Origin of the sequence: Ramlibacter pinisoli, assembly GCF_009758015.1 — a bacterium.
Lineage (GTDB): Bacteria > Pseudomonadota > Gammaproteobacteria > Burkholderiales > Burkholderiaceae_C > Ramlibacter > Ramlibacter pinisoli.
This window is the reverse complement of the sequence record NZ_WSEL01000009.1, coordinates 956,628-976,439: the sequence shown is the minus strand read 5'-3', so window position 1 is coordinate 976,439 and position 19,812 is coordinate 956,628. Positions and strand designations below refer to the sequence as shown.

Here is a 19,812-nt window from a genome sequence, read left to right as displayed (position 1 = left end):
AGCGCATCAAGGTTTCGCAAACGGTGCGAACGCAACCATTTTCGGATGGCGCCTTGGGTGGCCCGACCGATTGTTTCGCAGCTGTTCGGTCGGATGGACGCATCGCCGGTTCGGCACAATCGCCGCCATGAGCGAACCCGAGCATCCGAAGACCCTGTTGCTGGTGGACGGATCCAGCTACCTGTACCGCGCCTTCCATGCCATGCCCGACCTGCGCGCGGTGCCCGGGGACCCCGCCAGCCCGGCCACCGGCGCGATCCGCGGGATGATCAACATGATGCAGAAGCTGCGCAAGGACGTGCGGGCCGACTACGCGGCCTGCGTGTTCGACGCGCCGGGCAAGACCTTCCGCGACGACCTGTACCCGGACTACAAGGCCAACCGCTCGCCCATGCCCGACGACCTGCGGGCGCAGATCGAGCCCATCCACGAGGTCGTGCGGCTGCTCGGCTGGAAGGTGCTGAACGTGCCCGGCGTGGAGGCCGACGACGTCATCGGCACGCTGTCCTGCCTGGCCAGCGACCGCGGCGTGCGCACCGTCATCTCCTCGGGCGACAAGGACCTGAGCCAGCTGGTCAACGAGCAGGTGACCGTCATCGACACCATGAACGACAAGGTGCGCGACCTGGCCGGCGTGGAGGCCGAGTTCGGCGTGCCGCCGCGGCTGATGGTCGACTACCAGGCGCTGGTGGGCGACTCGGTCGACAACGTGCCCGGCGTCGACAAGGTCGGCCCCAAGACGGCGGTCAAGCTGCTGCAGGAGTACGGCTCGCTGGACGCCCTGATCGAGCGGGCCGCCGAGGTGAAGGGCGCGGTGGGCGAGAACCTGCGGCGCGCCCTCGAGTGGCTGCCCAAGGGGCGCGCGCTGCTCACCATCCGCAAGGACTGCGACCTGGCCGGGCACATCCCCGGGCTGCCCGGGCTGGACGACATCGTGATCGGCGGCCAGGACGTCGAGCGCCTGAAGGTGTTCTACGACCAGTACGGCTTCAAGGGCCTGGTCAAGCAGCTGGAGCAGCACGAGGTGCCGCCGGAGCTGATCGAGGAGCAGCGCTCGAAGAAGAAGGTGGGCCCGGGGCCCGGCACGGGAGGGCTGTTCGACGAGCCCGACCTGTCGGGGCTGTCGAAGGTCACCAACCTGCAGTACGAGACCCTGCTCACCTGGGAGCAGTTCGACGCCTGGCTGCCCCGCATCGAGGCGGCGCCGCTGGTGGCGCTGGACACCGAGACCAGCTCGCTGGACGAGATGCGGGCCGAGATCGTCGGCCTGTCGTTCTCGATCGAGCCCGGCGTGGCGGCCTACGTTCCGCTCGCGCACAGCTACGCCGGTGCGCCCGAGCAGCTGCCGCGCGAGCCGGTGCTGGCCCGGCTCAAGCCCTGGCTGGAGGACGCCGGCCGTCCCAAGCTGGGCCAGCACGTCAAGTACGACCGCCACGTGTTCGCCAACCACGGCATCGAGGCGCGCGGCTACGCCCACGACACCATGCTGCAGAGCTACGTGCTCGAGGTCCACAAGCCGCACGGCCTGGCCAGCCTGGCCGAGCGCCACCTGGGGCGCAGCGGCATCGACTTCGAGACCATCGCCGGCAAGGGCGCGCACCAGATCCCGTTCCAGCAGGTGCCGATCGACAAGGCGGCCGAGTACTCCTGCGAGGATTCCGACCAGACCCTGGACGTGCACCTGGCGCTGTGGCCCAAGCTGGAGCGCGACGCGCGCCTGCGCTACATCTACGACCTGGAGATGCGCAGCAGCGAGGCGCTGTACCGCATCGAGCGCAACGGCGTGCTCATCGACGCCGGGCAGCTGTCCCGCCAGAGCCACGAGCTGGGGCAGCGCATCATGCAGCTGGAACAGGAGGCGCACGAGCTGGCCGGCCAGCCGTTCAACCTGGGCAGCCCCAAGCAGATCGGCGAGATCTTCTTCGGCAAGCTCGGCCTGCCGGTCGTGAAGAAGACCGCCAGCGGGGCGCCCAGCACCGACGAGGAGGTGCTGGAGAAGCTGGCCGAGGACTACCCGCTGCCGGCCAAGATCCTGGAGCACCGCGGCCTGTCCAAGCTCAAGGGCACCTACACCGACAAGCTGGCGCAGCTGGCCCACCCCCGCACCGGCCGCGTGCATACCCACTACGCCCAGGCGGTGGCGGTCACCGGGCGGCTGTCGTCCAACGACCCCAACCTGCAGAACATCCCCGTCAAGACCGCCGAGGGCCGGCGCATCCGCGAGGCCTTCGTCGCGCCGCCCGGCCATGCCATCGCCAGCGCCGACTACAGCCAGATCGAGCTGCGCATCATGGCCCACCTGTCGGAGGACCCGGCGCTGCTGCGGGCCTTCACCGAGGGCCTGGACGTGCACCGGGCCACGGCGTCGGAGGTGTTCGGCGTCGCGCCCGACCAGGTGACCAGCGAGCAGCGCCGCTACGCCAAGGTGATCAACTTCGGCCTGATCTACGGCATGAGCAGCTTCGGGCTGGCGCGCAACCTGGGCATCGAGACCAAGGCCGCGGCAGCCTACATCGACCGCTATTTCCAGCGCTATCCCGGCGTCAAGCACTACATGGACGAGACCCGCGCCTCGGCCAAGGAGCGCGGCTTCGTCGAGACGGTGTTCGGGCGCCGGCTGTACCTGCCGGAGATCAACTCGCCCAACGGGCCGCGGCGTGGCGGCGCCGAGCGGGCGGCGATCAACGCGCCCATGCAGGGCACGGCGGCCGACCTGATCAAGCTGTCGATGGTGAGGATCCAGGACCTGCTGGACGCCCAGGGGCGTGGCACCCGGATGATCATGCAGGTGCACGACGAACTGGTGTTCGAGGTGCCCGAGGCCGAGGTCGAGTGGGTGCGCACCGAGATCCCGCGCGTGATGGCGGGCGTGGCCGAACTGCGGGTGCCGCTGCTGGCCGAGATCGGCGTCGGGCCGAACTGGGAACAGGCCCACTAGCCCGCCGTGCCGCCGCGGGCCGGTCGGCAACGGTGAGCGGGCCAATTCCGCGTGCGGGGCCACGCCGGGTCGACGCGGCCCTGATAATGGGTGTCCCATGGCCGCCGACAGTCCCAAGCCCACGCCCACCCCCGTGCCGTTCGCCTTCCCCGGCGACCGCGCCACTGCTCCCATGGCGCTGGAGGAGAACAGCCCGTCCGCCTGGCAACGCTTCGAGGACCTCCTGAGCCACCAGGAGATGCAGTTCGACCGCACCAAGCAGCTGACGCAACCGCCGCAGGGCGATGCCTTCGCGCCCACGCAGCCGATGGATGCCAGCGCGCTGCCCGGCGTCAGCCGCGACCGGCAGCCGCAGCGCCCCATCACCCAAGACGAGGTGATGGTGCTGGCGCGCCGCAACAACCGCGCCTGCCCGCGGCCGCAGCCGTGGATGGCCTTTCACCAGTTGCTCCCCAGCCGCGTGCAGCAGGGCCGCACCGTCGACGCGCCGCTGCCCCTGATCGCCGGCGCCTGGAACGCGGCCTCGCCCATGCAGAAGCGCCTGCGCCTGCGCGACCAGATCGAATGGGCCGAGCGTGCCGGCGCTTTGATCGCGGTCTATGACTTCCTGCTCGCGTTGCCGGAGGAGGAGTGGTTTCATTTCGATGACTGACTTGGCGGGCTAGCCGCCGCGTCCGTCATCACTGAAACCAGGCAGGGAACCCCCTCACCCCAGCCCTCTCCCCCGGGGGGGGGGAGGGGGCGGGGCTTGAAGGTGCCGTGGCCGCGTCCGGTGTGAGGCGTCGTGCGGGCGGCCTCCATCCCCGGAATCCCGCATTGCGGGCTTGCCCGCGATCCATCGCCGACCCCGTCATCGCGGCCTTGAGCCGCAATCCATCCCCGGTTCTCGCCATTGCGGCCTGAGCCGCATCCATCCCCCGACCTCGTCATTGCGGGCTTGACCCGCAATCCATCTCCTGAACGCGGGTCGGGTGCGGCATGGATTCCGGGGATGGATGCCGGGTCGAGCCCGGCATGACGACAGGGGTGAGATGGTGGCCCTCAGCGACCGGTGGCCGTCAGCGCCCCCGACTCCCCCGGCGCCTACAACAGCCCCCGCGCCTCCAGCGCCTCGCGCACGTCGGCGGGCTGCCTGACCAGGACGGCCTGCAGGCCCAGCGCCTGCGCCGCTTCGCAGTTCTCCGGCAGGTCGTCGAAGAACAGGACCTCATGGGCCGGCAGGTCCAGGGACTGCAGGACGTGCGCGAACGCCTCCGGCGCCGGCTTGCGGTGGCCGATCTCGTGCGAGACGAAGACGCGCGCGAAGCGGGGCAGCAGGCCGGGGAAGCGCTCCTCGATCGCGGCGACGTGCGTCACGTTGGTGTTCGACAGTGCGTGGCAGGGCACGGCCGTCCGGACGCGGTCGATCAGTGTCGTGGTTTCGGCGATCTCGGCCAGCAGCAGGGCGTTCCAGCCGTCGCGGATGCGGGCGTCGTCGCCTTCCAGTTCCAGGTGGCCGCGCAGGTACTCGAACCAGCCGGCGGCGTCGAGCGCGCCGGTCTCGTGGCGGCAGTACGCCGCATCGACGGCAAAGCGCGCCTGCAGCGCCGCGGCCGGCAGCCGGCTGTGGGCGGCCCAGGCCTGCAGGGAGCGGCCGACGTCGACGTCGACCACCACGTTGCCCAGGTCGAACAGCAGGGCCCGGGGACGGGCCGGTGGGGCTACTGCTTCTCCGACCACAGCACTCCGCCGGTGGCCCAGTCGCTGCGCTTGATGTCGTACAGCAGGATGTCGACCGCTTCGGGCTTGCTGCCCAGGGTCTCGACCACGGCCTTGGTGAGGGCCTGGACCAGGTTCTTCTTCTGTTCGGGCGTGCGGCCCTCCATCAGTTCGACGCGCAGCGTGGGCATGGTTGCTCCTAGTGGAAAGGCGCCGATTCTAGGTTTGCCGGATGGACCACCGGCCCGCGCCTGCTGCCGAGGTTGGTAAGATCGATCCAGCAGGTCTGCCGAGCCGCCACCCGGGCGGCTTCTTCGTTTCCGGGCCTGCCGCCCCGCATCCGCGACCACCGAATGACCGTCCTCGCGATCTTCTGCGCCACCCTGGCCGCCGGCATCGGCAGCGTGTGGCTGGCCGCCGGCCTCATGCGCCTGGGCCTGCTCGGCCCGGCGGACAGCAGCCGGCCCGGGGCCCAGCATCTCCTGAGCCTGGCGGCCGGCGCGCTGCTGGCCACCGCCTTCATGCACCTGCTGCCCGAGGCGTTCGAGAGCGGCGCCAGCGCGCGTGCCCTGTTCGTCACGCTGCTGGTCAGCGTGGTGTTCTTCTTCCTGCTGGACAAGGCCGAACTCTGGCACCACGGCCATGAACACAGCCACGACCTCGGACATGCAGAACAGCACGACCAGGGCGCCGGCCACCGCTATGTCGACGCGCACGGCCACGCGCATGCGCATGTGCACGGCCATGCGCATGGCCACGCGCACATCCATCTGCACGGCCCGGCGCACGGCCGCACGTCGGGCGGCTGGGCCGTGCTGGCCGGCGACAGCGTGCACTGCTTCGGCGACGGCGTGCTCATCGCTTCGGCCTTCGTCGCCGACCTGCGGCTGGGTGCCGTGGCGGCGCTGGCCGTGCTGGCCCATGAGGTGCCCCACCACATCGGCGACCTGGCCGTGCTGCGCGAGACCAGCGGCAGCCGTCGCGCCGCGCTGGTGAAGGTGTCGCTGGCGGGGGCGGTCACGCCGCTGGGCGGCCTGGTCGGCTGGGTGCTGGTCGACCGGCTGGAGTCGCTGCTGCCCTACCTGCTGGTGGTCGCCAGCAGCAGCTTCGTCTACGTCGCGCTGGCCGACCTCATCCCGCAACTGCAGAAGCGGCTGTCTGCGCGCGAGACGGCGGCCCAGGTGTCCTGGCTCGCCGCCGGCATCGCGCTGGTGGCGCTGGTCGGCCAGTTCGCGCACTGAGCGGGCGCGGCCGCGCGCCGTGCCGAAACTGGCTGTTGCAGACCGCCCGCGCAGTCCTACACCGATTCATCCTTGTCCGACAGGGTGCCCTGTGCCCTCGTCCTAACGTCATCTCGTGCGGCGGGCGCGGGCTCCGCCGTGATCGACGACAGCAAGGAGCAGCACATGCCATCACGGGATTGGGACGACCGCGACCGTCAGCAGGGCGGGCAGGGTCGCTGGCAGCAGGACCAGGGACGCGAGGCGCAAGGCCGCGATCCGCAGGGCCGCGACATGCGCAGCCAGCAGGGCGCGCAGCAGCGTGGCAGCGCGGGGGAGGCTTCGCGCGGTTACGGTGACATGGGATCCCAGCAATCGGGCGGCTATGGCGGCTACGGCGGCGAACGCCATGCCGAAGGCCGCGGCGGCCAGGAGTCGCGCTGGCGCGGCGACGAGTACGGCGGTGAATCGCGGGCGCAGGAAGGCTGGGGCCGCGGCGGCTACGGCCAGGGTTCGCAGGACCAGAGCGGCTACGGCGGCCAGGGCAGCTACGGCGGCCAGTCGGGCTACGGGGACCAGGGCGGCTATGCCGGCGGCCGGTCCGGCGCCGGAGGCTGGGGCCGGGCCGACGAACGCAATCGCGGCCACGACATGGGCTACGGCCAGCAGCAGGGCCAGCCGTACGGCGGCATGGGCACGCAGTACGGGCAGGGCGGCTACGGCAGCCAGGGCGGGGCCTGGGGCGGCCAGCAGGGGCAGTACGGCGAACCGGGCCATGGCCAGCAGGGCTACGGCCAAAGTGGCACCTGGGGCAGCCAGCACGAGCAGCACGGCCAGCAAGGCTACGGTGGCAGGGGTGGCCAGCACGAGCAACAGGGCTACGGCGCGCAGGGCGGCCATGGCCAGCCGCAATATGGCGGCGGCCTGCAGGGCGGCTATGGCGGGCAGGGCGCCGGGCACCACCACCATGACCCGGACTACCACCAGTGGCGTGAAGAGCAGATCCGCAACCTGGACCAGGACTACGAGCACTGGCGCCAGGACCGCTACCGCAAGTTCTCCGACGAATTCAACAGCTGGCGCGCCAGCCGCAGCGGCGGCCAGGGCCAGAACACCGGCGTGCCGCCGCAGACCACCGGCGGCAATTTTGGGCCCACCGGCGGCGCCACCGGCTCGCACCAGGGCAGCGGCGCCAGCGGCGCCGGCGGTTCGGGCGGCGGGTCCGCGACCGACCTGCGCGGCTCCAGCGGCATGGGCTCGGTCGGCAGCAGCATGAGCGGCGCGGCGGGTGCCCAGGCCGCGCGCGCCGGCGAGGCCGCGCAGGGCTCGGGAACGGGCAGCGGCTCGACCACGTCCGGCAGTGGCGGCAGCACCGGGTCATCCGGTTCCCGCAAATAAGAGGGATCAAATGCGGCGCGGGGAGCGCCGCTTGTCATGCAGGAGCAGTTCGATGCAACGACCCCAGCTTTCCGCCATCGCGATGGCCATGCTGTTGTCGGCCGGTGGCGCCCTGGCGCAGGCGAGCGGCGCGACCCAGCCGGCGGGCGCCGGCGGCACCGGCACGTCCGCCACCGGCGGCCGTTCGGCGCCGGCCGCGCAACCCGGCGAGGGCACGCGCCAGACGGAGTCCAGGAAGGATGACAAGGTGTCGGCGGACGACCGCAAGTTCATCCAGAGGGCTGCCGGCAGCGGCATGTACGAGGTGCAGGTGGCCCAGCTGGCCACGACGCGCGCGAAGGACCCCGACGTCAAGGCCTTTGCCGACATGCTGGTGGACCAGCACACCAAGGCCAACGACGAGCTCACCATGCTGGCCAACGCCAAGGGCGTCGAGCTGCCGGCCGCACCGCCGCACGCCATGCGGCGCGACGTCGAGCAGATGGGCAAGAAGAAGGCCGACGAGTTCGACAAGGACTTCATCCGGACGGTGGGCATCCAGGACCACGAGAAGGACATCAAGGACTTCGAGAAGGCCAGCAAGGACGTGAAGGACCCGGAGCTCAAGGCCTGGGTCACCAGGACCCTGCCGACCCTCAAGGAGCACCTCGCGCAGGCGCGCAAGCTGCAGGACGGCGGCAAGGGCACGGACGCGCAGAAGATGGGCGCCGGCGCCAGCAAGCCGGGCGCGGCAACCGGCGCGAACAAGGATGCGGCCGACCATGGCGGCGCCAGCACCCAGACCGGTGGCGGGAGTGGCGCCAACAAGACAGGCAGCTAGCGCCACGAGACGTCCTACACGGCTGTCGGCCGGTTCTGACATCGCGGGGCCGATCGCGGCCCAACAATAGCGAGAGCGCTCCGCGGGGGCGCGCGATGGAGGCGGTGGTGGTGGTCGGTCGGCGATGGGTCTGGGGTGCATTGGCGGCGGCCGGGTTGTTGTTGATCGCGCGCGGCGTACGGGCACAGGACCCCGCCCAGGCCGAAGGTCCGCTGCTGATCGAGCCGAACGCGCCGTCTTCCCAGGAGGAGAGCGCCGTCCCGGTCCTGCCCCGCAAACCCGCGGAGTCGCCGCGCAAGGCACCGCCCGCTCCCGCTGCCGCAGTCAAGGCCGAGCCCGCACGGCGTTGGGACGGTTATGCCGCCGAGTCGGCGCGCACGGCGACGCGCCTGCCGCCCGACGAGCGCGAAGCCCGCGGCTTCCTGCGTGCCGCCGCCATGCATGGGCGGCTCGAGGCCGAAGCCAGCCGGCTGGCGCGCGCCCGCGGCCGCACGCCTGGCGTGCTGGCGTTCTCCGACAGCGTCCTGGAATACCGGGAAACCGCCGACGCCGAACTGCAGCACCTGCTGCACGCCCGCGGCATGGCGCTTCCCATGATGGACAACGCCCAGCGCAAGGCGCTCAACCGCCTGGGTCGGTCGCAGGGCGCGAAGTTCGATCGCCAGTACGTCGAGCTGGTCGGGCCGGAGCAGCAGCGTGTGGCGGTCCAGAACTACGAACGGGCGCTGGCCGCCGCGACCGACCCGGCGCTCAAGGCCTGGATCGAGCGCCAGCTGCCGCTCCTGCGCCAGCAGGAGGAGGCCGCACGGCAACTGGCCGGCGGCGAATCGCGCCGCGGCCGCGCGGACGGCGTGCGGCCGGCCTCCTGGCCCACCGAACGCCCGGCCCTGCGCTGATCAGGGAGCCCCGTAGCCGCCGCCGCCCGGCGTGTGGATCTCGAACACGTCGCCGGGGCCCATCGCCACCGAGCCGATGTGGTCGAGCGGCTCCACGCGGCCGTCGGCGCGCACCACGCGGTTGACGCCCACCTGGCCGGGCTGGCCCCCGGCCATGCCGAAGGCGCCGTGCCGGCGCCCGTTGGACAGGATGCTGGCCGTCATGGCTTCCAGGAAGCGCACCCGGCGGATGCCGCCGTGGCCGCCCGACCAGCGCCCGGCGCCGCCGGAGCCGTGCCGGATCTCGTAGCTGTCGAGCCGCACCGGGAAGCGGAACTCCAGGATCTCGGGGTCGGTCAGGCGCGAGTTGGTCATGTGGGCCTGGACCACGCTGGTGCCGTCGAAGCCGCCGCACGGCCGGCCGGCCGCGTCGAACAGGCCGCCGGCGCCCGAGCCGCCCGAGATGGTCTCGTAGTACTGGTGGCGCTCGTTGCCGAAGGTGAAGTTGTTCATGGTGCACTGGCCCGCCGCCATCACGCCCAGCGCGCCGTAGAGCGCGTTGGTGATGCAGGTGGAGGTCTCGACGTTGCCGGCCACCACGGAGGCGGGTGGGTTCGGGTTGAGCATCGAGCCCGGCGGGATGAGCACCTGGAGCGGCTTGAGGCAGCCGGCGTTGAGCGGGATGTCGTCGTCGACCAGGGTGCGGAACACGTACAGCACCGCGGCCATGCAGACGGCCGTCGGCGCATTGAAGTTGTTCTCCTGCTGTGGCGAGGTGCCGGTGAAGTCGATCTCGGCACTGCGGGCCGCGGCATCGACGCGGATCGCCACCCGGATCTGCGCGCCGTTGTCCAGCGGCAGCGTGAACTGCCCGTCCTTCAGCCGGGTGATCACGCGCCGCACCGACTCCTCGGCGTTGTCCTGCACGTGCCGCATGTAGGCCTGCACCACGTCGAGGCCGAACTGCCCGACCATCTTGCGCAGTTCCTGCACGCCCTTCTCGTTGGCGGCGATCTGCGCTTTCAAATCCGCCATGTTCTGCTCGGGGTTCCGGCTGGGGTGTTGACCGCTCCTGAGCAAGGCCAGCATCTCCGCCTCCCGCAGCACGCCGCGGTCGACCAGCTTGACGTTGTCGATCTGCACCCCTTCCTCCTCGATGCGGGTCGAGAACGGGGGCATGGAGCCGGGCGTGGTGCCGCCGATGTCGGCGTGGTGGCCGCGCGAGCCGACGTAGAACAGGGGCCGGGCGTCCGGCGCGGCATCGTCGCCGTACACCGGCGTGATCACGGTGACGTCGGGCAGGTGGGTGCCGCCGTGGTAGGGGTCGTTCAGCACGTAGACGTCGCCGGGCGCCATGGTGGCGCGGTTCTCGCGGATGACGGTCTTGATGCTCTCGCCCATGGAGCCCAGGTGCACCGGCATGTGCGGTGCGTTGGCGATGAGGTTGCCCTCGGCGTCGAACAGCGCGCAGGAGAAGTCCAGCCGCTCCTTGATGTTCACCGAGTAGGCGGTGTTCTGCAGCTGCAGGCCCATCTGCTCGGCGATGTTCATGAACAGGTTGTTGAACACCTCCAGCAGCACCGGGTCGACCTGCGTCCCGGCGGCGTAGGTCAGCGCGCGCGGCACGCGGCGGTCGAGCACCAGGTGGTCGAGGTCGGTGAGGGCGGCCTGCCAGCCCGGCTCGACGACGGTGGTGGCGTTCTTCTCCGCGATGATGGCCGGGCCGGCGATGGTGTCGCCCGGGCGCAGGTCCTCGCGCACTACCAGCGCAGCCTGGTGCCACTGGCCGCCGGAGTACATGCGCACCGTCTCGCGGCGCGGCACCTCGCGCGGCGGATGGACCGGCTGGCGCTGCTCGGCCGGCGCGTCGCCGGCCACCACCGCCTCCACCGACACCGCCTCGACCACCAGCGCCTTGCCCTGCATCAGGAACGAGAAGCGCTGCCGGTAGGCGGCCTCGAAGCCGGCCTGGATGGACGCCAGGTCGCCGAACGGCACCACCAGCGCCGAGTCGCTGCCCTGGTAGCGCACGTGCACCCGGCGCGCCACCCGCAGCGCGCCCGCACTGACCTGCTGCCGCTCGAGGTCGGCACTGGCGGCCGCGGCCAGGGCGTCGAGCCGCCGCCCGACCTCGGCCAGCGCCGCCGCTTCCAGGGGCAGTTCCACCGCCTGCTCGCGGATCACGTTCTGGTCGGCCAGGCCCATGCCGTAGGCCGACAGCACGCCGGCCAGCGGGTGCACGAAGACCCGCGTCATGCCCAGCGCATCGGCCACCAGGCAGGCGTGCTGGCCGCCGGCGCCGCCGAAGCACTGCAGCGTGTAGCGGGTGACGTCGTAGCCGCGCGCCACCGAGATCTTCTTGATCGCGTTGGCCATCTGCTGCACGGCGATGGCGATGAAGCCCTCGGCCACCTCCTCGGGCGAGCGGCCGGTGCGTTGCGCGAGGGCGCCGAACTTCTCCTCGGCGGCCCGGGCGCTCAGCGGCTCGTCGGCGCCGGGGCCGAACACCTGCGGGAAGTGGCGCGGCTGGATCTTGCCGACCATGACGTTGGCATCCGTCACTGCCAGCGGGCCGCCGCGGCGGTAGCAGGCCGGGCCGGGGTTGGCGCCGGCGCTCTGCGGGCCGACGCGGAAGCGCGCGCCGTCGAACTCCAGGATGGAGCCGCCGCCGGCCGCCACCGTGTGGATGCTCATCATGGGCGCTCGCATGCGCACGCCCGCCACCTGGGTCTCGAACTCGCGCTCGAACTCGCCCGCGAAGTGCGACACGTCGGTCGAGGTGCCGCCCATGTCGAAGCCGATCACCCGCGCGTGGCCGCCGAGCGCCGCCGTCCGCGCCATGCCGACGATGCCGCCGGCGGGGCCGGAGAGGATGGCGTCCTTGCCCTGGAAGGCGTGGGCGTCGGTCAGTCCGCCGGAGGACTGCATGAAGAACAGCCGCACGCCCGGCATCTCGGCCGCGACCTGCTCGACGTAGCGGCGCAGGATGGGCGACAGGTAGGCATCGACCACGGTGGTGTCGCCGCGGCTGACGAACTTCATCATCGGGCTGGTGCCGTGCGAAGTGCTCACCTGCGTGAAGCCGGCATCGCGCGCGATGCGGGCCGCGGCGGCCTCGTGCGCGGTGTAGCGGTAGCCGTGCAGGAACACCACCGCGCAGCTGCGCAGGCCCGCGGCGTGGGCCGCGGCCAGCTGCTCCCTCAGGTGCGCCTCGTCCAGGGCCTCGATCAGCTCGCCCTGCGCTGCCACGCGCTCGCGGGCCTCGATCACGCGCGCGTACAGCAGCTCGGGCAGCACGATGTGGCGGTCGAACAGGCGCGGGCGGTTCTGGTAGGCGATGCGCAGCGCGTCGCGGAAGCCCCGGGTCGTGACCAGCACGGTGGGCTCGCCCTTGCGCTCGAGCAGGGCGTTGGTCGCCACCGTCGTGCCCATCTTCACGCACTCGACCTGGTCGGGCCGGATCGGCTCGCCCGGCTGCAACTCCAGCAGGTGGCGGATGCCGGCCACGGCGGCGTCGCGGTACTGCTCGGGGTTCTCGGACAGGAGCTTGTGCGTGACCAGGGTGCCGTCGGGCCGCCGGCCGACGACGTCGGTGAAGGTGCCGCCACGGTCGATCCAGAACTGCCAGCGGGCGGACGGTGTGGAAGTGGATTGGTCGCTCATCGGAAGGAAGGTCGGGTCGGCTTCCGGGGGCCGGAAGCGGGCAGAGGCAGCGGACCATGGTACCGCCTGGCCTTCGACCACCGTGGCCCGGTGGCCCGCTGCGCACGGGGTGCCGGTCGGCTAGGCCGCCAGCGCCTGCAGCAGCTCGCGCGTCACCGCCTGCGGCTCCTCGTGGTGCAGCCAGTGCGTGGCCCGCGGGAACGGCACCAGCGTGCCGCGGTCGCACAGGGCCAGGGCGGCATCGGCCAGCGTGCGGTCGAGCAGGGGGTCCTGTTCGCCCCAGAGGATGGAGACTGGCAGCGCCAGCCGGCGTGCCGGCGTGGGCGGGTCCAGCGCCAGGGCGCGGTACCAGTTGAGCATCGCCGTCAGTGCGCCGGGCTGCCCCCATTGTGCGCGGTAGCGATCGACCAGGTCGGGCGGCACCGAGCCGGGCCGGCCGGCGGCCGCCAGGGCGCGGCGCAGGCCGGCGTAGTCGTGGGCGCGCAGCAGCAGTTCGGGCGCCAGCGGCAGCTGGAACGCGCCGACTTACCAGCTGCGCACCACCTGCGTCGGGTGGCGCAGGGCGTGCGTCGCGACAGTGCCGGTATGGGCCCCGTTCAGCACGACCAGGCGCTGCACGCGCTCGGGGTAGACGGTGGCCAGGTGCCAGCCGATTGCCGCGCCCCAGTCGTGGCCCACGACCGAGAAGCGGCCCGCGCCGGCCGCGTCGGCCAGCCCGACCACGTCGCGCGCCAGCATGCTCAGGCGGTAGTCGGCCAGGGCGGACGGCTTGGACGAGCCGGCATAGCCGCGCTGGTGGGGGGCCAGCACCCGCAGCCCGGCGCCGGCGAGCGCCGGCACCTGCTGCTGCCAGGCATCGGCCGACTCGGGAAAGCCATGCAGCAGGATCACCAGCTCGCCGCGCGCCGGCCCGGCCGAGGCGACCTCGAGCCGGATGCCGTTGGTGGCCAGCTGCTGCAGCTCCATCCGGCCATTGTCGGCGCGGCGCGCGGCGGGGGCGTCACAGTCGGTTGCCGATGGGTTCGCCGCCCGCCCGGCGCGCGCCGGCGGGCGTAGAGTCCGGGCATGGCTGATGACTCCCGTGCCGGCACTGACGCGGCGCCCCTGCGCGCGCTCCCCGGCAGCACCCCCCTAGTGTTCGACTCGCCGCACAGCGGCACCTGGTATCCCCCCGATTTCGACCATGCGTGCGACCGGGCGCTGCTGCGGCGCGCCGAGGACACGCACGTCGAGAAGCTGTACGCGTTCGCGCCCGACCTGGGCATCGCCTGGATCGAGGCGCTGTTCCCGCGCAGCTACCTCGACGCCAACCGCAGCGAGCGCGAGATCGACAGCGAGATGCTGGACGGCGCCTGGCCGGGGGCGCTGGAGACCGACCCCGTCATCCTGTCCAAGGTGCGGCTGGGCAAGGGCCTGATCTGGCGCAACCTGGACGACGGCGAGGCGGTCTATGCGCGCCGGCTGCGGCCGCAGGAAGTGCAGGAGCGGATCGAGAGCTACTGGCGCCCCTACCATGCCGCGGTGGCGCAGGCGATCGAGGCGGCGCATGCGCGCCATGGCTACAGCATCCACCTCAACTGCCATTCGATGCCGGCGATCGCGGCCACCTTCGCGACCGACTACCCCGGGCTGGCCCACGCCGACTTCGTGGTCGGCGACCGCGACGGCACCACCGCCGACCCGCGCCTGACGGCCCGGCTCGCCGACTTCCTGCGCGGGCGCGGTTACGACGTCGAGGTCAACTTCCCCTACAAGGGCGTGGAACTGGTGCGCCGCTACGGCGACCCGGCCCGCCAGCGCCACAGCATCCAGCTGGAAGTCAACCGCAAGCTCTACATGGACGAGGACACGCTCGAACTGCACGCCGGCAGCGAGCGCCTGCAGGCCGACCTGCGCGCGATGGCCGAGATGCTGCTGGGGCTCGATCCGCGGGGACTCTGAAGGCCTGCTCCCGCTCTCGCGTTCGCCTGCTACTTCGCCTTCGGCACCCGCCCCATCAGGTAGAACTCCGGGTTCGGCTGCATGTCGGAGAAGCTGGCCATCCGGTTCGACAGGCCGAAGAAGGCCGTGATGGCGGCGATGTCCCAGATGTCCTCGTCGGAGAAGCCGTGCGCATGCAGCGGCGGGAAGTCGGCCTCCTCGATCTCGTTCGAGCGCAGGCACACCTTCATCGCGAAGTCGAGCATGGCGCGCTGGCGCGGCGTGATGTCGGCCTTGCGATGGTTGACGGCCACCTGGTCGGCCACCAGGGGCTTCTTCTCGTAGATGCGCAGCAGGGCGCCGTGCGCCACCACGCAGTACAGGCAGCTGTTGGCCGCGCTGGTGGCGGTGACGATCATCTCCCGGTCGCCCTTGGTGAGCGAGCCTTCCTCCTTGAGCATCAGCGCATCGTGGTAGGCGAAGAACGCGCGCCATTCGGCCGGCCGGCGGGCCAGTGCGAGGAACACGTTGGGCACGAAGCCGGCCTTGTCCTGCACCTCGAGGATGCGGGCGCGGATGTCCTCGGGCACCTGCTCGAGGGTGGGGGCGGGGTAGCGGTTCACGGGCGGTCTCCTGGGTGCGGCGGGATGATAAGCGGCGCTCCTGCCGGGCTATCCCGGGGACCGCAACGGCACAGCCGCTTGTCGGAGAGGGCGCGGCTCGCCGGCCCGAGGCGCTGGTGTTCTCCCTGTTGAATAGAAAAATTCGATGGCTGGAATGATGTCAATTGTCTTTTCACATCCAGCAGCGAAAAACACAATGGCGCCTCTCCAGCAGAAAGGACCCGCCCCATGCAGCAGACCCGCCTCACCACCGCATCCGGTATCCCCGTCGCCGACAACCAGAACAGCCTGACAGCCGGGCCGCGCGGCCCCCTCCTGCTGCAGGACTTCCACCTGATCGAGAAGCTGCAGCACTTCAACCGCGAGCGCATCCCCGAGCGCGTCGTCCATGCCAAGGGCTCGGGCGCCTTCGGCAGCTTCACCGTCACGCACGACATCACGCGCTACACCCGGGCGAAGCTGTTCGACGCGGTGGGCAAGACCACCGATGTCTTCCTGCGCTTTTCCACCGTCGGCGGCGAGCGCGGCTCGGCCGACACCGAGCGAGACCCGCGCGGCTTCGCCGTGCGCTTCTACACCGAGGACGGCAACTGGGACCTGGCGGGCAACAACACGCCGATGTTCTTCATCAAGGACCCGATCAAGTTCCCCGACTTCGTGCACACCCAGAAGCGCGACCCGCGCACCAACCTGAAGTCGGCCGACATGATGTGGGACTTCTGGAGCCACGCGCCGGAATCCCTGCACCAGGTGACCATGCTGTTCTCCGACCGGGGCACGCCGGACGGCTACCGCCACATGGACGGTTTCGGCAGCCACACCTTCAGCCTGGTCAACGCCGCCGGCGAGCGCGTCTGGGTCAAGTGGCACTTCAAGACCCGGCAGGGCATCCGCAACCTGTCGGCGCAGGAGGCGGTGCGGCTGGCCGGCACCGACCCGGACTACGCCCAGCGCGACCTGTACGACGCCATCCGCGCCGGCGACTACCCGCGCTGGGACGTCTTCCTCCAGGTGATGACGGACGCCGAGCGCCAGGCCTGGGAGCAGCGCACCGGCTGGAACGCCTTCGACCTCACCAAGGTGTGGCCGCACAAGGACTTTCCGCGCATCCCGGTGGGCGTGCTGGAGCTGAACCGGAATCCGGACAACTACCACGCCGACGTGGAGCAGGCGGCGTTTTCGCCGGCCAACGTGGTGCCGGGCCTGGGCTACAGCCCCGACAAGATGCTGCAGGGCCGCCTGTTCGCCTACCACGACGCGCAGCTGTACCGGGTGGGCACCAACCACCAGAACCTGCCGGTGAACCGGCCCCGCTGCCCGTTCCACAACCAGCAGCGCGATGGCGCGATGGCCGTCTCCAACGGCGGCGCGGCGCCCAACTACGCCGTGGTGCAGGCCAACGGCACCGACGCGCGCGGCTTCGGCCACGGCGACGACGGTTGGGCGCTGGAGGGTGCGGCCGGCCGCTACGACGCCCGCGGCACCGAGGACGACTACACCCAGGCCGGCAACCTGTTCCGCCTGTTGCCGGCCGACGAGCAGGACCGCCTGACCACCAACCTGGCGAACGCGCTGTCCGCCGTGACGGTGCCGGCGACGATCGAGCGCCAGCTGGCGCACTTCACGCGTGCCGATCCCCGCTACGGCGCGGAGGTGGCCCGGAAGCTGCACGTCCAGCGGGGCGGCGCCCCCGTCTCGGTGGTCAAGGGCGCCGCGTAGCGAGTTTCTGGCGCCCGCTGTCAATCCAGCTCGATGGACGTGCGCAGCAAGCCTGCCGGATCGGCGCTCGGCCCGACCAGGATCTCGACCTCGCCCGCATCGGACACCGGCTGCAGGTCCGGCCCGAGGTAGCACAGGTCGGACACGGGCAGGTCCAGCTTCACCACGCCGGTGTCGCCGGACGGCAGTCGCAGCTTGGCGTAGCCCTTGAGCTCCAGCACGGGCCGGGTGACGCGGCTGAGCCTGGCGCGGACGAACAGGAAGAGGGTCTCTTCGGCCTCGCGCGGGCCTTCGTTGCGAACCCGGACGCGGATCTCCAGCGTGTCGTGCCGGCGCGCGCGACGCGGCGTGACCTGGAGGTCGTCGTGGCGGAAGCGGCCGTAGGTCAGGCCGTGGCCGAACGCGTACAGCGGGCTGTTGTCGACGTCCTGGTACCGGCTCGTGTAGGCGACATCGGCGCTCATCGGCCGGCCGGTGGGCCGCTCGCCGAAGCAGACCGGCACCTGGCCGACCGCGCGTGGCCAGCTCATGGGCGTGCGGCCGCTGGGGGAGGCCAGGCCCGTGAGCACGTCGGCCAGCGCGTGGCCGGCCTCGACGCCGAGGAACCATGCGGCCAGCACTGCATCGGCATGCTCGGCCAGCCAGGGAATGACCAGGGGACGGCCCGAAAACACGACCGCGACGACCGGGATGCCGGTTGCGTGCGCACGGGCGATCACTGCTTCGGCCAGGGCCGTCTGGCGGCCGGGAAGTGCCGGCGTGGCGCGGCTCGCCGCTTCGCCGCTCATCGTCACGCTCTCGCCCAGGCACAGCACGACCGCGGCGACGCCCACGCACAGCGCGGCGGCGGCGTCGATGCCACTGTCGTCGCCGCCCTCGATGGCGACGCCCGCCGCGTGGCGGATCGAGGCCTGCGGCAGCGCGGCGCGCAGTCCGGCCAGCACGCTCGTGGCCGGCTCGTGTTCGCCGGCGCCCCACCATGGGCCTTTCATCTCGGAGCTGGCGTCGGCCAGCGGGCCGATCACGCACAGCGCCGCCGGCGCCGCGGGCAAGGGCAGGGTGGCGCGCTCGTTCTTCAGCATCACGATGGCCCGGCGCGCCACGTCGCGCGCCAGGGCGCGTCGGCCGGCCAGGACCGACGCGGGTTCCGCGGACGCGCCGCGGCGGTAGGGATCGTCGAACAGGCCCAGCCGTTCCTTCAGCCGCAACACGCGGCGCACGCAGGCGTCGATCTCGTCGATCGTCACGCGGCCCTGCGCCAGTGCGACCGGCAGTCCCCGGCGGTAGGCGCCGGCCATCATGTCGATGTCGACGCCCGCCTTCAGCGCCAGCGTCGCGGCATCGACCAGATCGACGGCGACCCCGTGCTCGACCAGCTCCGCGATCGCGTTGTAGTCGCTGACGACCACGCCGTCGAAGCCCATCTCGTCGCGCAGCCAGCCGCGCAGCAAGGGGATGTGCGCCGTCATCGGAACGCCGTTGAGGCTGGTGAAGGCTGGCATGAGCGTCGCCACGCCGGCGCGCAGCGCCGCCGCGAACCCTGGCAGGTGCACCTCGTGCAAGGCTCGCTCGGAGATGTCCACCGCGGCGTAGTCCCGGCCGGCGGTGACGGGGCCGTAGGCGACGAAGTGCTTGGCGCAGGCGCCGAGCGCGTCTGCCGACGCCAGGTCGGGGCCCTGGAAGCCGCGCACCCTGGCCCGGGCGATGCGCGCGTTGAGCCAGGGGTCCTCGCCCGGCCCTTCGGCCGTGCGGCCCCAGCGGGGATCGCGCGACACATCGAGCATCGGCGCGAACGTCATCGCCAGGCCGTCGGCGGCGGCTTCACGGGCGGCCTCGCGCGCCGTGCGCTCCCAGAGGGTGTCGTCGAAGATGCCCGCCTCGGCGAGCGGGATCGGGAACAGGGTCCGGTGGCCGTGGAGGACGTCCAGGCCGATCAGCAGCGGAATGCCCAGCCGCGACTCCTCGACGGCCAGCCGCTGCACCTCGTGCACGGGGCCGGCCCCGAACAGGTTCAGCAGGTTCCCGATCGTGCCGTCGACGATCGATTGCGTGGAATCCCCCGCGATCACCGGCCCGGTCACCGCATGGCCAGCGGCCGACATCGTCAACTGGCCGAGCTTCTCGGCCAGCGTCATCCGGGCCATCAGCGCGTCGATGCGACTCATCAGGGAGCCCCCCGTGCAAAGAGGCATCCATGATGCAGGCAGCCGGGCATGATCGGCCGCGTGGACTGAGATCCGGGGTTGGCACGGAAGCTGCGAGTCAAGCGGGGCGGCGCCCCAGGCTCGGTGGCCAAGGGCACCGCGTAGCGAGTTTCTTCATGGTTCGCGGGACGGACAACCGCTTGGGCACCCGGACGACGCCACCCGTTGTCCGGGTGTTTTTTCGCCTGCCTCAGTCGCCGGCGTACAGCTTGCGCAGCAGCCGCAGCAGGGTCGCCACCTCGCCGGGCGCCAGCCGCGCGGCCACGTCGGCTTCGAGGTCGGCGGCGGTGCGTTCGGCCTTCTGCATCAGCTTCGTGGCGGCGGCCGTGGGGTGCAGGCCGGTCGCGCGGCCGTCGCGCGGGTGCGGCAGGCGGTCGATGAGGCCGCGCTCCTGCAGGCTCGCCACCAGGTTCACCAGGTTGGGGGGCAGGATGCCCAGCGTGGTGCACAGCTGGCGCGAGGTGATGCCGGGGTTGTGGACCACCAGCGAGAGCACCGAGAAGTCGACCGGCCGCAGCCCGTAGGCGGCCATCCGCTGCAGGAACACGTCGATGACCGCCAGCGCGGCGCGCCGGGCGTTGTAGCCGAGCAGGCTCTCCAGGAAGCTGGCGTCGACGGCCTGGACGAACGGCACCCCGCCGGCCGGCGCGGCTGCCGGTCGTGCGCGGGGCCGGGGCGTGGCCTTGCGGGGTGTCGGCGTCGCGTCGGCCTGACGGGGGCGGGCGGCCGGCACC

Annotated in this window: 16 protein-coding genes; 8 read left to right on the top strand and 8 right to left on the bottom strand. The window is 71.7% G+C overall.

Annotation, left to right across the window (positions count from 1 at the left end; all coding sequences use genetic code 11):
- Positions 1-127 precede the first annotated feature (127 nt).
- The gene (polA, locus tag GON04_RS19055) at positions 128-2,938 is read left to right on the top strand and encodes a DNA polymerase I (protein WP_157399594.1); all 2,811 of its coding nucleotides are present in this window, start codon (positions 128-130) and stop codon (positions 2,936-2,938) included.
- A gap of 97 nt (positions 2,939-3,035) precedes the next feature.
- Positions 3,036-3,590: a hypothetical protein gene (locus GON04_RS19050; protein WP_157399593.1), complete on the top strand. Its 555-nt coding sequence runs from the start codon at positions 3,036-3,038 to the stop codon at positions 3,588-3,590.
- 431 nt (positions 3,591-4,021) lie between these two features.
- Here the strand turns inward: GON04_RS19050 and GON04_RS27205 are convergent, their stop codons facing one another.
- Both GON04_RS27205 and GON04_RS19040 read right to left on the bottom strand, forming a co-directional pair.
- On the bottom strand, positions 4,022-4,657 hold the full coding sequence (locus tag GON04_RS27205; protein ID WP_157399592.1) for an HAD-IA family hydrolase: 636 nt from the start codon (positions 4,655-4,657) through the stop codon (positions 4,022-4,024).
- A complete protein-coding gene (locus tag GON04_RS19040; protein ID WP_157399591.1) occupies positions 4,639-4,827 on the bottom strand; it encodes a 4-oxalocrotonate tautomerase in 189 nt (62 codons plus the stop codon). The genes GON04_RS27205 and GON04_RS19040 overlap by 19 nt, the downstream gene beginning before the upstream one ends.
- 162 nt (positions 4,828-4,989) lie before the next feature.
- On the opposite strand from GON04_RS19040, the gene GON04_RS19035 reads away from it, so the two are divergent.
- The 4 genes from GON04_RS19035 (at position 4,990) to GON04_RS27105 (ending at position 8,970) form a co-directional block, all read left to right on the top strand.
- Positions 4,990-5,877, top strand: a complete 888-nt coding sequence (locus GON04_RS19035; RefSeq protein ID WP_157399590.1) for a ZIP family metal transporter — start codon at positions 4,990-4,992, stop codon at positions 5,875-5,877.
- A gap of 165 nt (positions 5,878-6,042) precedes the next feature.
- Positions 6,043-7,254: a hypothetical protein gene (locus GON04_RS19030; RefSeq protein ID WP_157399589.1), complete on the top strand. Its 1,212-nt coding sequence runs from the start codon at positions 6,043-6,045 to the stop codon at positions 7,252-7,254.
- 52 nt (positions 7,255-7,306) lie between these two features.
- Positions 7,307-8,074 carry a DUF4142 domain-containing protein gene (locus tag GON04_RS19025; RefSeq protein ID WP_157399588.1) on the top strand — a complete coding sequence of 256 codons (768 nt, stop codon included), beginning with the start codon at positions 7,307-7,309 and terminating at the stop codon, positions 8,072-8,074.
- Positions 8,075-8,184: 110 nt separating this feature from the next.
- Positions 8,185-8,970 carry a DUF4142 domain-containing protein gene (locus GON04_RS27105; RefSeq protein WP_157399587.1) on the top strand — a complete coding sequence of 262 codons (786 nt, stop codon included), beginning with the start codon at positions 8,185-8,187 and terminating at the stop codon, positions 8,968-8,970.
- Here the strand turns inward: GON04_RS27105 and GON04_RS19015 are convergent, their stop codons facing one another.
- The 3 genes from GON04_RS19015 to GON04_RS27320 all read right to left on the bottom strand — a co-directional run bounded on the left by GON04_RS19015 (position 8,971) and on the right by GON04_RS27320 (position 13,578).
- On the bottom strand, positions 8,971-12,612 hold the full coding sequence (locus GON04_RS19015) for a hydantoinase B/oxoprolinase family protein (RefSeq protein WP_157399586.1): 3,642 nt from the start codon (positions 12,610-12,612) through the stop codon (positions 8,971-8,973).
- A gap of 120 nt (positions 12,613-12,732) precedes the next feature.
- A complete protein-coding gene (locus GON04_RS27325; protein ID WP_198349345.1) occupies positions 12,733-13,035 on the bottom strand; it encodes an alpha/beta fold hydrolase in 303 nt (100 codons plus the stop codon).
- Between the two features lie 102 nt (positions 13,036-13,137).
- The gene (locus GON04_RS27320) at positions 13,138-13,578 is read right to left on the bottom strand and encodes an alpha/beta fold hydrolase (protein WP_198349343.1); all 441 of its coding nucleotides are present in this window, start codon (positions 13,576-13,578) and stop codon (positions 13,138-13,140) included.
- Positions 13,579-13,677: 99 nt separating this feature from the next.
- Between GON04_RS27320 and GON04_RS19005 the strand changes: the two genes are divergently transcribed.
- Positions 13,678-14,553: an N-formylglutamate amidohydrolase gene (locus GON04_RS19005; protein ID WP_157399585.1), complete on the top strand. Its 876-nt coding sequence runs from the start codon at positions 13,678-13,680 to the stop codon at positions 14,551-14,553.
- 29 nt (positions 14,554-14,582) lie between these two features.
- Here the strand turns inward: GON04_RS19005 and GON04_RS19000 are convergent, their stop codons facing one another.
- A complete protein-coding gene (locus GON04_RS19000) occupies positions 14,583-15,155 on the bottom strand; it encodes a peroxidase-related enzyme (protein ID WP_181653661.1) in 573 nt (190 codons plus the stop codon).
- A gap of 228 nt (positions 15,156-15,383) precedes the next feature.
- On the opposite strand from GON04_RS19000, the gene GON04_RS18995 reads away from it, so the two are divergent.
- Positions 15,384-16,874: a catalase gene (locus GON04_RS18995; RefSeq protein WP_157399584.1), complete on the top strand. Its 1,491-nt coding sequence runs from the start codon at positions 15,384-15,386 to the stop codon at positions 16,872-16,874.
- A 20-nt stretch (positions 16,875-16,894) separates the two neighbouring features.
- Here GON04_RS18995 and GON04_RS18990 read toward each other — a convergent pair whose 3' ends face one another.
- Together GON04_RS18990 and GON04_RS18985 are read right to left on the bottom strand one after the other, a co-directional pair.
- Positions 16,895-19,039 (bottom strand): glycoside hydrolase family 3 N-terminal domain-containing protein, encoded by a 2,145-nt coding sequence (locus GON04_RS18990; RefSeq protein WP_157399583.1) that lies wholly within the window; start codon positions 19,037-19,039, stop codon positions 16,895-16,897.
- A 229-nt stretch (positions 19,040-19,268) separates the two neighbouring features.
- Positions 19,269-19,811, bottom strand: coding sequence for a MarR family winged helix-turn-helix transcriptional regulator (locus tag GON04_RS18985; protein ID WP_370530012.1), 543 nt, complete (start codon positions 19,809-19,811; stop codon positions 19,269-19,271).
- Between the last annotated feature and the right edge of the window lies 1 nt (position 19,812).

Coding starts and splice junctions, on each gene's coding strand:
- polA (WP_157399594.1), top strand. CDS start 128: ATGAGCGAACCCGAGCATCCGAAGACCCTGTTGCTGGTGGACGGATCC.
- GON04_RS19050 (WP_157399593.1), top strand. CDS start 3,036: ATGGCCGCCGACAGTCCCAAGCCCACGCCCACCCCCGTGCCGTTCGCC.
- GON04_RS19040 (WP_157399591.1), bottom strand. CDS start 4,827: ATGCCCACGCTGCGCGTCGAACTGATGGAGGGCCGCACGCCCGAACAG.
- GON04_RS19035 (WP_157399590.1), top strand. CDS start 4,990: ATGACCGTCCTCGCGATCTTCTGCGCCACCCTGGCCGCCGGCATCGGC.
- GON04_RS19030 (WP_157399589.1), top strand. CDS start 6,043: ATGCCATCACGGGATTGGGACGACCGCGACCGTCAGCAGGGCGGGCAG.
- GON04_RS19025 (WP_157399588.1), top strand. CDS start 7,307: ATGCAACGACCCCAGCTTTCCGCCATCGCGATGGCCATGCTGTTGTCG.
- GON04_RS19015 (WP_157399586.1), bottom strand. CDS start 12,612: ATGAGCGACCAATCCACTTCCACACCGTCCGCCCGCTGGCAGTTCTGG.
- GON04_RS27320 (WP_198349343.1), bottom strand. CDS start 13,578: ATGGAGCTGCAGCAGCTGGCCACCAACGGCATCCGGCTCGAGGTCGCC.
- GON04_RS19005 (WP_157399585.1), top strand. CDS start 13,678: ATGGCTGATGACTCCCGTGCCGGCACTGACGCGGCGCCCCTGCGCGCG.
- GON04_RS18995 (WP_157399584.1), top strand. CDS start 15,384: ATGCAGCAGACCCGCCTCACCACCGCATCCGGTATCCCCGTCGCCGAC.
- GON04_RS18990 (WP_157399583.1), bottom strand. CDS start 19,039: ATGAGTCGCATCGACGCGCTGATGGCCCGGATGACGCTGGCCGAGAAG.